Annotated in this window: 9 protein-coding genes and 1 tRNA gene; 7 read left to right on the forward strand and 3 right to left on the reverse strand. The window is 63.8% G+C overall.

Annotation, left to right across the window (positions count from 1 at the left end; genetic code table 11):
- Positions 1–41 precede the first annotated feature (41 nt).
- From LJF27_RS17350 to fabI, 7 genes are all read left to right on the forward strand, one after another.
- Complete coding sequence (locus LJF27_RS17350; protein WP_003120244.1) at positions 42–1,646, forward strand: lytic transglycosylase domain-containing protein; 1,605 nt, start codon at positions 42–44, stop codon at positions 1,644–1,646.
- A gap of 190 nt (positions 1,647–1,836) precedes the next feature.
- A complete protein-coding gene (locus LJF27_RS17355; protein ID WP_023116621.1) occupies positions 1,837–3,666 on the forward strand; it encodes an extracellular solute-binding protein in 1,830 nt (609 codons plus the stop codon).
- Positions 3,663–5,510, forward strand: coding sequence for an extracellular solute-binding protein (locus tag LJF27_RS17360; protein WP_016263589.1), 1,848 nt, complete (start codon positions 3,663–3,665; stop codon positions 5,508–5,510). The genes LJF27_RS17355 and LJF27_RS17360 overlap by 4 nt, the downstream gene beginning before the upstream one ends.
- Before the next feature lie 6 nt (positions 5,511–5,516).
- Positions 5,517–6,599 carry a microcin C ABC transporter permease YejB gene (locus LJF27_RS17365; RefSeq protein ID WP_003087943.1) on the forward strand — a complete coding sequence of 361 codons (1,083 nt, stop codon included), beginning with the start codon at positions 5,517–5,519 and terminating at the stop codon, positions 6,597–6,599.
- A gap of 4 nt (positions 6,600–6,603) precedes the next feature.
- Complete coding sequence (locus LJF27_RS17370) at positions 6,604–7,623, forward strand: ABC transporter permease (protein WP_003087942.1); 1,020 nt, start codon at positions 6,604–6,606, stop codon at positions 7,621–7,623.
- A gap of 1 nt (position 7,624) precedes the next feature.
- Positions 7,625–9,235 (forward strand): ABC transporter ATP-binding protein, encoded by a 1,611-nt coding sequence (locus tag LJF27_RS17375; protein WP_003087940.1) that lies wholly within the window; start codon positions 7,625–7,627, stop codon positions 9,233–9,235.
- A 21-nt stretch (positions 9,236–9,256) separates the two neighbouring features.
- On the forward strand, positions 9,257–10,054 hold the full coding sequence (gene fabI, locus LJF27_RS17380) for an enoyl-ACP reductase FabI (RefSeq protein WP_003087936.1): 798 nt from the start codon (positions 9,257–9,259) through the stop codon (positions 10,052–10,054).
- 98 nt (positions 10,055–10,152) lie between these two features.
- Here fabI and LJF27_RS17385 read toward each other — a convergent pair whose 3' ends face one another.
- The 3 genes from LJF27_RS17385 to hupB all read right to left on the reverse strand — a co-directional run bounded on the left by LJF27_RS17385 (position 10,153) and on the right by hupB (position 12,522).
- Positions 10,153–12,018, reverse strand: a complete 1,866-nt coding sequence (locus LJF27_RS17385) for a SurA N-terminal domain-containing protein (RefSeq protein WP_023103268.1) — start codon at positions 12,016–12,018, stop codon at positions 10,153–10,155.
- Between the two features lie 103 nt (positions 12,019–12,121).
- Positions 12,122–12,198 (reverse strand) — tRNA-Asp (locus LJF27_RS17390).
- A 51-nt stretch (positions 12,199–12,249) separates the two neighbouring features.
- Positions 12,250–12,522: a nucleoid-associated protein HU-beta gene (gene hupB, locus LJF27_RS17395; protein ID WP_003087931.1), complete on the reverse strand. Its 273-nt coding sequence runs from the start codon at positions 12,520–12,522 to the stop codon at positions 12,250–12,252.
- Positions 12,523–12,647: the final 125 nt, after the last annotated feature.

A 12,647-nucleotide genomic window follows, 5' to 3' on the forward strand; every position in this document is an offset into this window, starting at 1 on the left:
CTAGAATCGGCTGAATTTTTGCCCGGAACAGCACTCAGCCGATGCCGCCACAGACACGTAAAACCCCCGATCTAGACGCCCTGGCTCGCGCCGTTCGGGTGTCCATCCTGCTCATCGCCGGTGCGCTCGCCGGCTGCCAGGGCAGCGGCCAGATCAAGGGGGAGGCCCAGGCCAAAGCAGCACGTCCCGGCGCCCGAGCCGTCGACGTCCAGTTCAACCCCTCCTGGCTGCATACCCAGCCCGGCCAGAACGCCGCCTACAACGACATCTGGGACCGCATGCGCGACGGTTTCCAGCTCCAGGATGCGATCAGCACCAACCCGCGCATCGAACGCCAGCGCCTCTGGTTCCTCAGCAACCAGTCGTTCCTCGAACAATCGAGCGCGCGCGGCAGCCTCTACATGCACTACGTGGTCGAGCGCCTGGAAGAACGCAACATGCCGCTCGAACTGGCGCTGCTGCCGGTCATCGAAAGCGCCTATAACCCCTTCGCCCTGTCGCGCAGCAACGCCGCCGGCCTCTGGCAGTTCATTCCCGCCACCGGCCAGCATTTCAACCTGCGCCAGACCAATTTCTACGACGGTCGCCGCGACATCACCGCCTCGACCAATGCCGCCCTGACCTATCTCGAGCGCCTGCACGACATGTTCAACGGCGACTGGATGCTCGCCCTGGCGGCCTACAACGCCGGCGAAGGCACTGTCAGCCGCGCCATCGAACGCAACGAGAAACTGGGCCTGCCGACCGACTACTGGAACCTGCCGCTGCCGCAGGAAACCCAGGACTACGTACCCAAGCTGCTCGCCCTCTCACAGATCGTCATGGCGCCGGATTCCTACGGCATCAGCCTGAACCCGATCAACAACGAGCCCTACTTCCAGGCCGTCCGGGTCAAGCGCGGGATCGACCTGTCCAGCGTCGCCGCGCTGGCGAACCTGGACGAGGACGAGCTGTACCAGCTTAACCCGGCCTACAAGCGCCGCGTGACCATGGACGGCCCCCAGCAACTGTTGGTGCCGATGGAGAAAGCGGCGTTCCTGACCGCCTCGCTGGACACCCTCAAGCCGAAGGAAGTCACCGCCTGGCAGCAATACCGGGTGCGTAGCGGCGACAGCCTGCACAGCATCGCCAACCGCTATCGGATCACCGTAGCGGAGCTCAAGAGCGCCAACCGCCTGTCCAGCAACCACCTGCGCAAGGGCCAGCAACTGAGCATCCCCGGGCAGATCGCCGGCGGCGCCGTCAAGCCGGTCTACCAGCAACTCGCCCGACAGGCTTCCACCCCGGCCAGGACCCGCTCCTATAAGGTCAAGAACGGCGACAGCCTGTGGCAGATCGCCCGCAACAACGGCGTCGACGTCAACGACCTGAAGCGCTGGAACGGCCTGGACAAGCACGCCCTGAAGGTCGGCCAGACCCTCAAGCTGCAAGGCGGCACCCAGGCCCTGGCGGCCCGCAAGGGAAACGCCGCCGGCAAGCGCGACAGCGCCACCTACTACAAGGTCAAGCAAGGCGACTCGATGTACCTGATCGCCAAGCGCTTCAATGTCGAAATGAAGCACCTGCAGCGCTGGAACCCGCGCAGCAAGCAGGCGCTCAAGCCCGGCCAGACCCTGACCCTGTACCTGGACACCGCGAGCCGCTGACAGCCCATTGCAGGCCGTCCCGAAACGCCACGCCCGCTCCTGCCGGCGTGGCGTTTTCGCAAGCGCGGCCAGAACCCCGGACCCTAGGCCGGACAGGCCCGCGCTCCCTCTTTTTTCCTGTGCGGGCAAGGTGTTACTGTTGCCTGACGATTCGTTGTCAAAAATAGCCAAGGACCCGGACACACGCCTGATGCGTCGCCTCTCCTTCCTGATCCTCGGCCTGGCCGTGAGCCTGCCCAGCTTCGCCGCGATTATCCAGAGCCATGGTTATGCCCAATTCGGCACGCTCAAGTATCCGGCCAATTTCCAGCACTTCGACTGGACCAATCCCGACGCCCCCAAAGGCGGCACCTTGCGCCTGATGGCCTCGGGCAGCTTCGACACGCTCAACCCCTACACCCTGAAAGGCACCAGCCCGATCGGCACCGGCGATTTCCTCCAGTACGGAGTCAACGAGCTGAACGAACCATTGATGGTGGGCACCGGCCTGTACGACCCGTCCGGCGACGAACCAGCCTCCAGCTATGGCCTGATCGCGAAGAGCGTGGAATACACGGAAAACCGCAGCTGGGTGGTATTCAACCTGCGGCCGGAAGCGCGCTTCCACGACGGCAGGCCGATCACCGCCAGCGACGTGGCCTTTTCCTATCGCACCCTGGTCAAGCAGGGGCACCCGATGTACCGCACCTACCTGCAGGAGGTGAAGCGGGTCGATATCCTCACCCCCCACCGGGTGCGTTTCGTCCTGCGGCGCTCCGGCAACCCGCTGCTGATCCTGCGCCTGGGCGAGCTTCCGGTGCTGCCGCAGCATTACTGGAAGGATCGCGACTTCCGCGCCACCACCTTCACCGCGCCGCTGGGCAGCGGTCCCTATCGCATCGTCGAGGTCGATCCCGGGCGCCGCCTGGTGTTCGAACGCGTGAAGGGCTGGTGGGGCGAAAAACTGCCGGTGAACCGCGGCAAATACAATTTCGACCGGGTCGTGGTGGACTTCTACCGGGACAACGGCGTCGCCTTCGAAGCCTTCAAGGCCGGCGAGTTCGACTTCTACATCGAGCACCAGGCGAAGAACTGGCTGAACAACTATCGCTTCCCCGCGGTTCTGCGCGGCGATGTGATCCGCACGGAAATCCCGCACCAGATCCCCAGCCAGACCCAGGCGTTGTTCATGAACACCCGTCGCGCCGTGTTCAAGGAGCGCGCGATACGCCAGGCGCTGGGCGAGATGTTCGACTTCGAATGGACCAATCGCGCCCTCTTCAGCAATTCCTACCTGCGCTCGCGCAGCTACTACCCGAACAGCGAATTCGCCGCCAGCGGCGTCCCGGAGGGCCAGGAATGGCTGTACCTGTCGCCGTACCGCAAGCAATTGCCGGCGCAGTTGTTCAAACAGCCGTTCAGCCTGCCGACCACCGAGGGGCGCGGCATTCCCCGTGAAACCCTCAGGCATGCACTCGGTCTACTGGCCGATGCCGGCTGGAAGCTGTCCGGCGACCGACTGCTGAATAAAAAGGGCGAACCGCTGCGCTTCGAAATCCTGCTGGTCAATCCGAGCCTGGAGCGTATTCTCCAGCCCTATCGCGAAAACCTCGCCAGCATCGGCATCGACGCGCGCCTGCGCACCGTCGACCGCGCCCAATACAAGCAGCGCCTGGACCAGTTCGACTACGACATGATCCTCATGACCCTGCCACAGACCCTCAGTCCCGGCCTGGAACAGTGGCAGTACTTCCACTCCAGCCAGGTGAAGGTCAAGGGCAGCAAGAATTACGCGGGCATCGCCAACCCGGTGGTCGACGCCATGCTCAACCGCCTGCTCGGCGCCCACAGCCGCGACGAACAGGTCGCCGCCGCGCGCGCCCTGGACCGGACCTTGCTCTGGCAGTACTACAGCATTCCCAACTGGTACCTCAATTCGCACCGTCTGGCGTACCGCAACCGCTTCGCCTTCGTCGCCACCCCGCCCTACACCCTGGGCCTGCGCGCGTGGTGGCAGAAAAACCTGGAGACGTCCCGATGATCCGTCCCCGCTTCACCCCTCTGCTGGCAGCCCTGCTGCTCGGCTGCTGCGGCCCGCTCCTCGCCGCCCCGAAACATGCACTGACGCTCTACGATGAGCCTCCGAAGTATCCCGCCGATTTCAAGCATTTCGACTACGTGAATCCGGATGCGCCAAAAGGCGGCATCCTCCGCCAGGCCGACTTCGGCGGCTTCGACAGCCTCAACCCGTTCATCGGCAAGGGCGTCTCGGCCCCTTCGCTGGGCCTGATCTACGACACCCTGGCCTTCCAGTCGCAGGACGAGCCGTTCACCGAATACGGCCTGCTCGCGGAGAAGATCGAGAAGGCACCGGACAACAGCTACGTGCGCTTCTACCTGCGCCCCCAGGCCCGTTTCAGCGATGGCACGCCGGTCACCGCCGAAGACGTGGTGTTCACCTTCGAGACGCTGGTGAGCAAGGGCGACCCGATGTACCGCAACTACTATGCGGACGTCGACAAGGTGGTCGCCGAGGACAAGCTTCGCGTGCGCTTCGACTTCAAGCACGCCGGCAACCGCGAACTGCCGCTGATCCTCGGGCAGATCGCGATCCTGCCGAAACACTGGTGGGCCGACCGCGACTTTTCCAAGACCGGCATGGAAATCCCGGTAGGCAGCGGTCCCTACCGCATCGCCAAGGTCGATCCGGGACGCTCCATCAGCTACGAGCGAGTCAAGGACTGGTGGGCCAAGGACCTTCCGGTCTCCCGCGGACTCTATAACTTCGACACCATCACCATCGACTCCTATCGCGACATGTCGGTCGCCCTGGAAGCCTTCAAGGCCGGCCAGTACGACGTCAACCTCGAATATTCGGCGAAGGACTGGGCCACCGGCTACGAGTCGCCGGCATTGCGCGACGGGCGCTTCATCAAGGCCAGCATCCACAACCACAACCCGGTGGGGATGCAGGGCTTCGCCTTCAATATCCGCCGCCCGGTGTTCCAGGACCGCCGGGTACGCCAGGCGATCAGCCTGCTGTTCGACTTCGAATGGTCGAACAAGCAGCTGTTCTTCAGCTCCTACAAGCGCACCAACAGCTATTTCGAGAACTCGGAGATGGCCGCCCACCAGTTGCCCAGCGAAGCCGAGCTGAAGATCCTCGAACCGCTGCGCGGCAAGATTCCCGACGAGGCCTTCGACCAGGTCTTCCAGAATCCGGTCAACGACGGCAGCGGGGTGATCCGCGAGCAGCGGCGCAAGGCCTACCAGTTGCTCACCGAAGCCGGCTACAGGATCGAGAACAACCGCATGGTAGGTCCCGACGGCCAGCCACTGAGCTTCGAATTCATGCTGTTCCAGGCCAACATGGAACGGGTCATCCTGCCGTTCAAGCGCAACCTGGCCGAACTTGGCATCGATATGCAGATCCGTCGCGTCGACGTCTCGCAGTTCGTCAACCGCCTGCGCTCGCGGGATTTCGACATGACCTCGGCGACCTGGCCGCAATCCAACTCGCCAGGCAACGAACAGCGAGAGTTCTGGCATTCCAGCAGCGCCGACAAGGCCGGCAGCCGCAACTTCATCGGCCTCAAGGACCCGGCCATCGACAGCCTGGTGGAAAGCCTGATCCAGTCCGACTCGCGGCAAAGCCTGATCGACCATACCCGCGCCCTCGACCGCGTACTGTCGTGGGGCTACTACGTGGTTCCCAACTACTACGTCGATACCTGGCGGGTCGCCTACTGGAACCGTTTCGGCCGGCCGAAGGTGACGCCACTCTACGACTGGGGCCTGATGACCTGGTGGCAGACCAGCGACAAGGCGCTGCCGAGCAAGACGCAAGCCGAAGCCACGCAAGACGCCGAGCCGGAACGGGAGTAACGCCGCATGCTCTCCTATATCCTGCGGCGCCTGCTGCTGATCGTCCCTACCCTGTTCGGCATCCTGCTGATCAACTTCATCATCATCCAGGCCGCTCCCGGCGGTCCGGTGGAGCAGATGATCGCCAAGCTGGAAGGCTTCGACGCCGCTTCCGGCGGCGCCACCGGGCGCATCTCCGGCGGCGGCGGCGAAGTCGCCGTGGCCGGCTCGCAATACCGCGGCGCGCAAGGCCTGGACCCGGAGCTGGTGAAAGAGATCGAGCGCATGTACGGCTTCGACAAGTCGGCCCCCGAGCGCTTCATGATCATGCTGAAGAACTACCTGCACCTGGACTTCGGGCAGAGCTTCTTCCGCGACGCCAAGGTCACCGACCTGATCGTCGAGAAATTGCCGGTGTCGATCTCGCTCGGGCTCTGGAGCACGCTGATCATGTACCTGGTGTCGATCCCGCTGGGGATCGCCAAGGCGGTCCGCCATGGCAGCGTCTTCGACATCTGGACCAGCTCGGCGATCATCGTCGGCTACGCCATTCCCGCCTTCCTCTTCGCCATCCTGCTGGTGGTGCTGTTCGCCGGCGGCAGCTACTGGGACTGGTTCCCCCTGCGCGGCCTGACCTCGAACAACTTCGACCAGCTCAGCCTCGGCGGCAAGGTGCTCGACTATTTCTGGCACCTGGCCTTGCCGGTAACCGCCCTGGTGATCGGCAACTTCGCCACCATCACGCTGCTGACCAAGAACAGCTTCCTCGACGAGATCGGCAAGCAATACGTGGTCACCGCCCGCGCCAAGGGCCTGACCGAACGCCGCGTGCTCTACGGGCACGTATTCCGCAACGCCATGCTGCTGGTGATTGCCGGCCTGCCGGCTGCGCTGCTGGGGATCTTCTTCACCGGTTCGCTGTTGATCGAGGTGATCTTCTCCCTCGACGGCCTCGGCCTGCTCAGCTTCGAAGCGGCGATGAACCGCGACTACCCGGTGGTCTTCGGCACGCTGTTCATCTTCACCCTGTTCGGGCTGGTCATGAAGCTGATCAGCGATATCGTCTACACCCTGGTCGATCCGCGCATCGACTTCGAGAACCGGGAGTAATCCGATGCGCCTGTCTCCCATCAACCAGCGCCGCTGGGCCCGCTTCAAGAGCAACAAGCGTGGCTGGTGGTCGCTCTGGCTGTTCCTCATCCTGTTCGTCGGCAGCCTCGGCGCCGAACTGATCGCCAACGACAAACCGCTGGTCGTGCATTACGACGGCGGCTGGTATTTCCCGGTCTTCAAACGCTACCCGGAAACCACCTTCGGCGGCGAATTCCCCCTGGAAGCCAACTACAAGAGCCCCTACATCAGCCAACTGATCGCCGAGAAGGACGGCTGGGTGCTTTGGCCGCCGATCCCCTACAGCTACGACACCATCAACTACGAGCTGAAGGTTCCCGCCCCCGCCCCGCCGTCGGCGGAAAACTGGCTGGGCACCGACGACCAGGCCCGCGACGTGCTCGCCCGGGTGATCTACGGCTTCCGCGTGTCGATACTCTTCGCCCTGACCCTGACCGTGCTCAGTTCTCTGATCGGCGTCACCGTCGGCGCCCTGCAAGGCTACTACGGCGGCTGGGTCGACCTGCTCGGCCAGCGTTTCCTGGAAGTCTGGTCGGGGCTGCCGGTGCTCTACCTGCTGATCATCCTGGCCAGCTTCGTCCAGCCGAACTTCTGGTGGCTGCTGGGCATCATGCTGCTGTTTTCCTGGATGAGCCTGGTGGACGTGGTCCGCGCCGAGTTCCTCCGCGGGCGCAACCTGGAATACGTCCGCGCCGCTCGGGCCCTCGGCATGCGCAACAGCGCCATCATGTTCCGTCACATCCTGCCGAACGCGATGATCTCGACCCTGACCTTCATGCCGTTCATCCTCACCGGCGCCATCGGCACCCTCACCTCCTTGGACTTCCTCGGCTTCGGCCTGCCGCCCGGCGCGCCGTCGCTGGGCGAGTTGGTCGCCCAGGGCAAGTCCAACCTCCAGGCACCCTGGCTGGGCATTTCCGCCTTCGTGGTGCTGGCGGTCATGCTGAGCCTGCTGGTGTTCATCGGCGAAGCCGCCCGCGACGCTTTCGACCCGAGGAAATGAGATGAGCGAGAACATTCTGGAAATCCGCGACCTCGCCGTCGAATTCCTCTCCGGCGAGCAACGCCAGCGGGTGGTCGAAGGCGTCAGCTTCGACATCCGCCAGGGCGAGACCCTGGCCCTGGTCGGCGAAAGCGGCTCGGGCAAGTCGGTGACCGCCCACTCGATCCTGCGCCTGCTGCCCTACTCCGTCGCCAGCCACCCAGCAGGCAGCATCCACTACCAGGGCGAGGATCTGCTCAAGCTCCCGGAACGGCGCCTGCGCGGGATCCGCGGCAACCGCATCGCCATGGTCTTCCAGGAACCCATGACCTCGCTCAATCCGCTGCATACCATCGAGAAGCAGCTCGCCGAGGTCCTCGCCCTGCACAAGGGCCTGGGTGGCGCCAAGGCCAGCGCGAGAATTCTCGAACTGCTCGAGCTGGTCGGCATCCCCGAGCCAGCCAAGCGCCTGAAAGCCTATCCACACGAACTCTCCGGCGGCCAGCGGCAGCGGGTGATGATCGCCATGGCCCTGGCCTGCGAGCCGCAACTGCTGATCGCCGACGAACCGACCACCGCGCTCGACGTCACCGTCCAGTTGAAGATCCTCGATCTGCTCAAGGACCTGCAGGCACGCCTGGGCATGTCCCTGCTGCTGATCACCCACGACCTCAACCTGGTCCGGCGCATCGCCCACCGCGTCTGCGTCATGCAACAAGGGCGGATCGTCGAGCAGGCTTCCTGCCAGGAACTCTTCGCAGCCCCGCGACACCCCTATACCCGCGAGCTGCTCAACGCCGAGCCCAGCGGTGCGCCGGCAAGCAACCCGCCCGGTGAAACCCTTTTGGCGGTGGACGACCTGCGGGTCTGGTTCCCGATCCGCAAAGGCGTGTTCCGCCGCACCGTGGACCACGTCAAGGCGGTCGACGGGGTCAATTTCGAACTACCCCGCGGGCAGACGCTGGGCATCGTTGGCGAAAGCGGCTCGGGCAAGTCGACCCTTGGCCTGGCAATCCTGCGGCTGCTGGAAAGCCAGGGCGGCATCCGCTTCGAAGGCACCCGGCTGGACGGTCTCGCGCAACATGACGTGCGCCCGCTGCGCCGCGAGATGCAGGTGGTGTTCCAGGACCCGTATGGCAGCCTCAGCCCACGCATGTGTGTCGGCGAGATCGTCGGCGAAGGCCTGCGCATCCATAGGATCGGCAGCGAGGCCGAACAGGAGCAGGCGATCATCGACGCGCTGGTGGAGGTCGGGCTCGATCCGCAGACCCGCTACCGTTACCCCCACGAATTCTCCGGCGGCCAGCGCCAGCGCATCGCCATCGCCCGGGCACTGGTGCTGAAACCGGCACTGATCCTGCTCGACGAACCGACCTCGGCGCTCGACCGCACCGTGCAGCGCCAGGTCGTGGAATTGCTGCGGCAACTGCAGGGCAAGTACAACCTCACCTACCTGTTCATCAGCCACGACCTAGCGGTGGTCAAGGCGCTCAGCCACCAGCTGATGGTGGTTCGACATGGCAAGGTGGTGGAACAGGGCAGCGCCGAAGCGGTTTTCGCCTCGCCGCAACATCCCTATACGCAGCAATTGCTGGAGGCTGCCTTCATGGCCCCGGCAAGCGCGGAAAACTGAGTAGCAGACAAGGAACGGACCATGGGATTTCTCACAGGAAAACGCGCCCTGATCGTCGGAGTCGCCAGCAAGCTCTCCATCGCTTCCGGCATCGCCGCCGCCATGCACCGGGAAGGCGCCGAACTGGCCTTCACCTACCAGAACGACAAGCTCAGGGGCCGGGTGGAGGAGTTCGCCAGTGGCTGGGGCTCGCGGCCGGAGCTGTGCTTCCCCTGTGACGTGGCCGACGACAGCCAGATCGAAGCGGTGTTCGCCGCCCTGGGCAAGCACTGGGACGGCCTGGACATCATCGTCCACTCCGTCGGATTCGCTCCAGGCGATCAGCTCGACGGCGACTTCACCGCGGTGACCACCCGCGAGGGCTTCCGCATCGCCCACGACATCAGCGCCTACAGCTTCATCGCCCTGGCCAAGGCCGGACGGGAAATGATGAAGGGCCGCAACGGCAGCCTGCTGACCCTCTCCTACCTGGGCGCCGAACGGACCATGCCGAACTACAACGTAATGGGCATGGCCAAGGCCAGCCTGGAGGCCGGGGTCCGCTACCTGGCCGGCAGCCTGGGCGCGGAAGGCACCCGGGTCAATGCGGTTTCCGCCGGGCCGATCCGAACGCTCGCCGCCTCCGGGATCAAGAGTTTCCGCAAAATGCTGGCCGCCAACGAGCGGCAGACGCCGCTGCGGCGCAACGTCACCATCGAGGAAGTCGGCAATGCCGGCGCCTTCCTCTGTTCAGACCTGGCCAGCGGTATCAGTGGCGAGATCCTCTACGTCGATGGCGGCTTCAACACTACCGCCATGGGCCCGCTGGACGACGACTGATCGCCCCGCCCATGAAAAATGGCCGCTTCGAGCGGCCATTTTTCATGGGAGGAATAAAGAAAAGGCCGCGTAAGCGGCCTTTTCTCTGCATCTCGGTCTCAGTATTTCTCGACTTCCGCCTTGTCCTGCAACTGACGGCGGAAGGCGGCGAAGTCTGCCTGTCCGCTGCGCGAAGCCAGGAAGCGGCGGTACATGGCCTTCTCGTCGTCGGAGATAGCCTCCTCCGGCTCGCTGACGCCATTCAGGCGGATCACCACGTAATCGCCATTGGCCAGGGTCACGCCAGAGAACGAAGGTTTGTCCTTGGCCTCCGGACGCTGCATGCGGAACACCGCCTGGAGCAGTTTCGGATCGACGCCTTCGTGGCCGCGGGAGGCCGCCTCGACCACTTTCCACGACTCACCCGCTGCGGAAGAGGTACGGCCTTCACGCAGCTCTGCGATCAGGGCCTCGCCACGCTTCTGCGTCTCCTCGGCGGCCTTTTCGGCGGCCAGGCGCTCGCGGATGTTCGCCGCAACCTGCTCCAGCGGTTGCTCCTTCGGCTTGTTGTGTTCCTTGACCCGCAGCACCACCACGGTGTCCGGATCCAGCTCGATGGCGCCACTGTTGGCGGCTTCTTCCAGCACCTCGGCGCTGAACGCGGTCTGCACGATCTGGCGGTTGGCAGCGATGCCGTCGCCTCCCGAACGTCCGAACGGCTGGCTGGTCTGGACCTTCAGGCCCATTTCCTGCGCCGGCTGGCTCAGGTCGGCGGCTTCGTAGGCGGAGCTTTCCAGATCCTTAGTAGCCTCGACGAAACGCTGCTCGACCATCTGCTTCTTCAGTTCGTCCTCGAGCTTCGGCTTGAGGCTTTCCAGGCTCGGCACTTCCGGTGCCTGCACGCCCAGCAGCTTGATCAGGTGGTAGCCGTACGGAGTCTTCACCGGGGCGGATACCTCACCTTGCTTCAGCGCATACAGCGCCTCCTCGAACGCGGGGTCGTACACGCCGCGACCGGCGTAGCCCAGGTCGCCGCCGGTGGCGGCCGAGCCGATATCCTGGGAGAACTCCTTGGCCAGCGCGGCGAAATCCTCGCCCTTGGCCAGGCGAGCCTTGATCTCGTCGATCTTCGCCTTGGCCTGCTCGTCGCCGACCTTGTCGTTCACCTCGATCAGGATGTGTGCGGCATCGCGCTGCTCGGAAAGGTTGGCGATTTCCTTCTGGTACAGCGCCTCGAGGTCTTCCTGCTTCACCTTGACCTGGTCGAAGAAGGAGGACTTCTTCAGCTCCACGTATTCGACGACCACCTGCTCGGGAGTCATGAACTCGCTCTTGTGGCCTTCGTAGAAGGCCTTCACCTCGTCGTCGCTCACGCTGCTCTTGGAGGCGTCGGCCTTGATCGCCAGGGTGGCGAAGTCGCGGGTCTGCTTCTCGAGGCGAGCGAAGGACTGCAATTCGTTGTCGGTGACGAAACCGGTGCCCGCCAGGCCGGCGCGAAGCTGGCCGATGAGCATTTCCTGGCCGAGCATCTGGCGGAACTGCATGCGGCTGTAGTTCATCTGGCGGATGACCTGGTCGAAGCGATCCGCGTTGAACTTGCCGTCGACCTGGAACTCGGGAGTTTGCAGGATCAACTGGTCCAGCGCCTGGTCGGAGAAGGCGAACTTGTCGTCCTTGGCGGCCTGGAGCAGCAGGGTACGCTCGATCAGCCCCTTCAGGGCCGCTTCCTTGAGCAGCTTGTCATCCAGCATGGATGGATCGAAATCCTTGCCCAGGCGTTGCAGCAGCTGGCGACGCTGCATGTCCACGGCCTGTTGGACTTCATTGAGACTGATATCGTCGCCGTTGACCTTGGCGGCCACGTTGGAGTGGTCGGTGGCCCGGATGATCGCGTCGAAGCCGGTCAGCGACAGGAGAACGATGATCACGCCAATGATGGTCTTGGCGATCCAGCCCTGGGAATTATCCCTGATGTTCTGCAGCATGCAGCCCCCAAAAACTGCCACGACCAGCCGTCTTGGGCGGCGCGGCGTGGGTAAGAGATGCGGATATAAGAAAGGCGCATCCGAGGATGCGCCTTCTCGTAACTGGCGGAGCGGACGGGACTCGAACCCGCGACCCCCGGCGTGACAGGCCGGTATTCTAACCGACTGAACTACCGCTCCGCAGCCAGGCCAGCCTTGGCCGACCTGGGTAGAACGAGTCCCAAAAGACGCTTAGTTGACAGCATCCTTCAGGGCTTTACCGGCTTTGAAGCCCGGGATCTTGGCAGCGGCGATCTTGATCGGCTTGCCAGTTTGCGGGTTGCGACCGGTGCGAGCAGCGCGCTCTTTGACAGCGAAGGTGCCGAAACCAACCAGCACGACGGAGTCACCAGCCTTCAGGGCGCCAGTGACGGACTCGATCACTGCGTCCAGTGCGCGACCGGCAACAGCTTTCGGGATATCAGCAGATGCGGCAATTGCATCGATCAGTTCCGACTTGTTCACTCTAAGTCCCCTTATTTCTGTTGAGTATGTTTCTATGTGTTAGGTGTAAGGAAATTCTGCGCTGGTAGGCCAACTGACTCAGCAAGTGCCGCTTTATAACAAGGGCCCAAAAACAGTGTCAAGAA

Origin of the sequence: Pseudomonas sp. 203-8, from assembly GCF_020708595.1 — a bacterium.
Lineage (GTDB): Bacteria > Pseudomonadota > Gammaproteobacteria > Pseudomonadales > Pseudomonadaceae > Pseudomonas > Pseudomonas aeruginosa.

Coding starts and splice junctions, on each gene's coding strand:
- LJF27_RS17350 (WP_003120244.1), top strand. CDS start 42: ATGCCGCCACAGACACGTAAAACCCCCGATCTAGACGCCCTGGCTCGC.
- LJF27_RS17355 (WP_023116621.1), top strand. CDS start 1,837: ATGCGTCGCCTCTCCTTCCTGATCCTCGGCCTGGCCGTGAGCCTGCCC.
- LJF27_RS17360 (WP_016263589.1), top strand. CDS start 3,663: ATGATCCGTCCCCGCTTCACCCCTCTGCTGGCAGCCCTGCTGCTCGGC.
- LJF27_RS17365 (WP_003087943.1), top strand. CDS start 5,517: ATGCTCTCCTATATCCTGCGGCGCCTGCTGCTGATCGTCCCTACCCTG.
- LJF27_RS17370 (WP_003087942.1), top strand. CDS start 6,604: ATGCGCCTGTCTCCCATCAACCAGCGCCGCTGGGCCCGCTTCAAGAGC.
- LJF27_RS17375 (WP_003087940.1), top strand. CDS start 7,625: ATGAGCGAGAACATTCTGGAAATCCGCGACCTCGCCGTCGAATTCCTC.
- fabI (WP_003087936.1), top strand. CDS start 9,257: ATGGGATTTCTCACAGGAAAACGCGCCCTGATCGTCGGAGTCGCCAGC.
- LJF27_RS17385 (WP_023103268.1), bottom strand. CDS start 12,018: ATGCTGCAGAACATCAGGGATAATTCCCAGGGCTGGATCGCCAAGACC.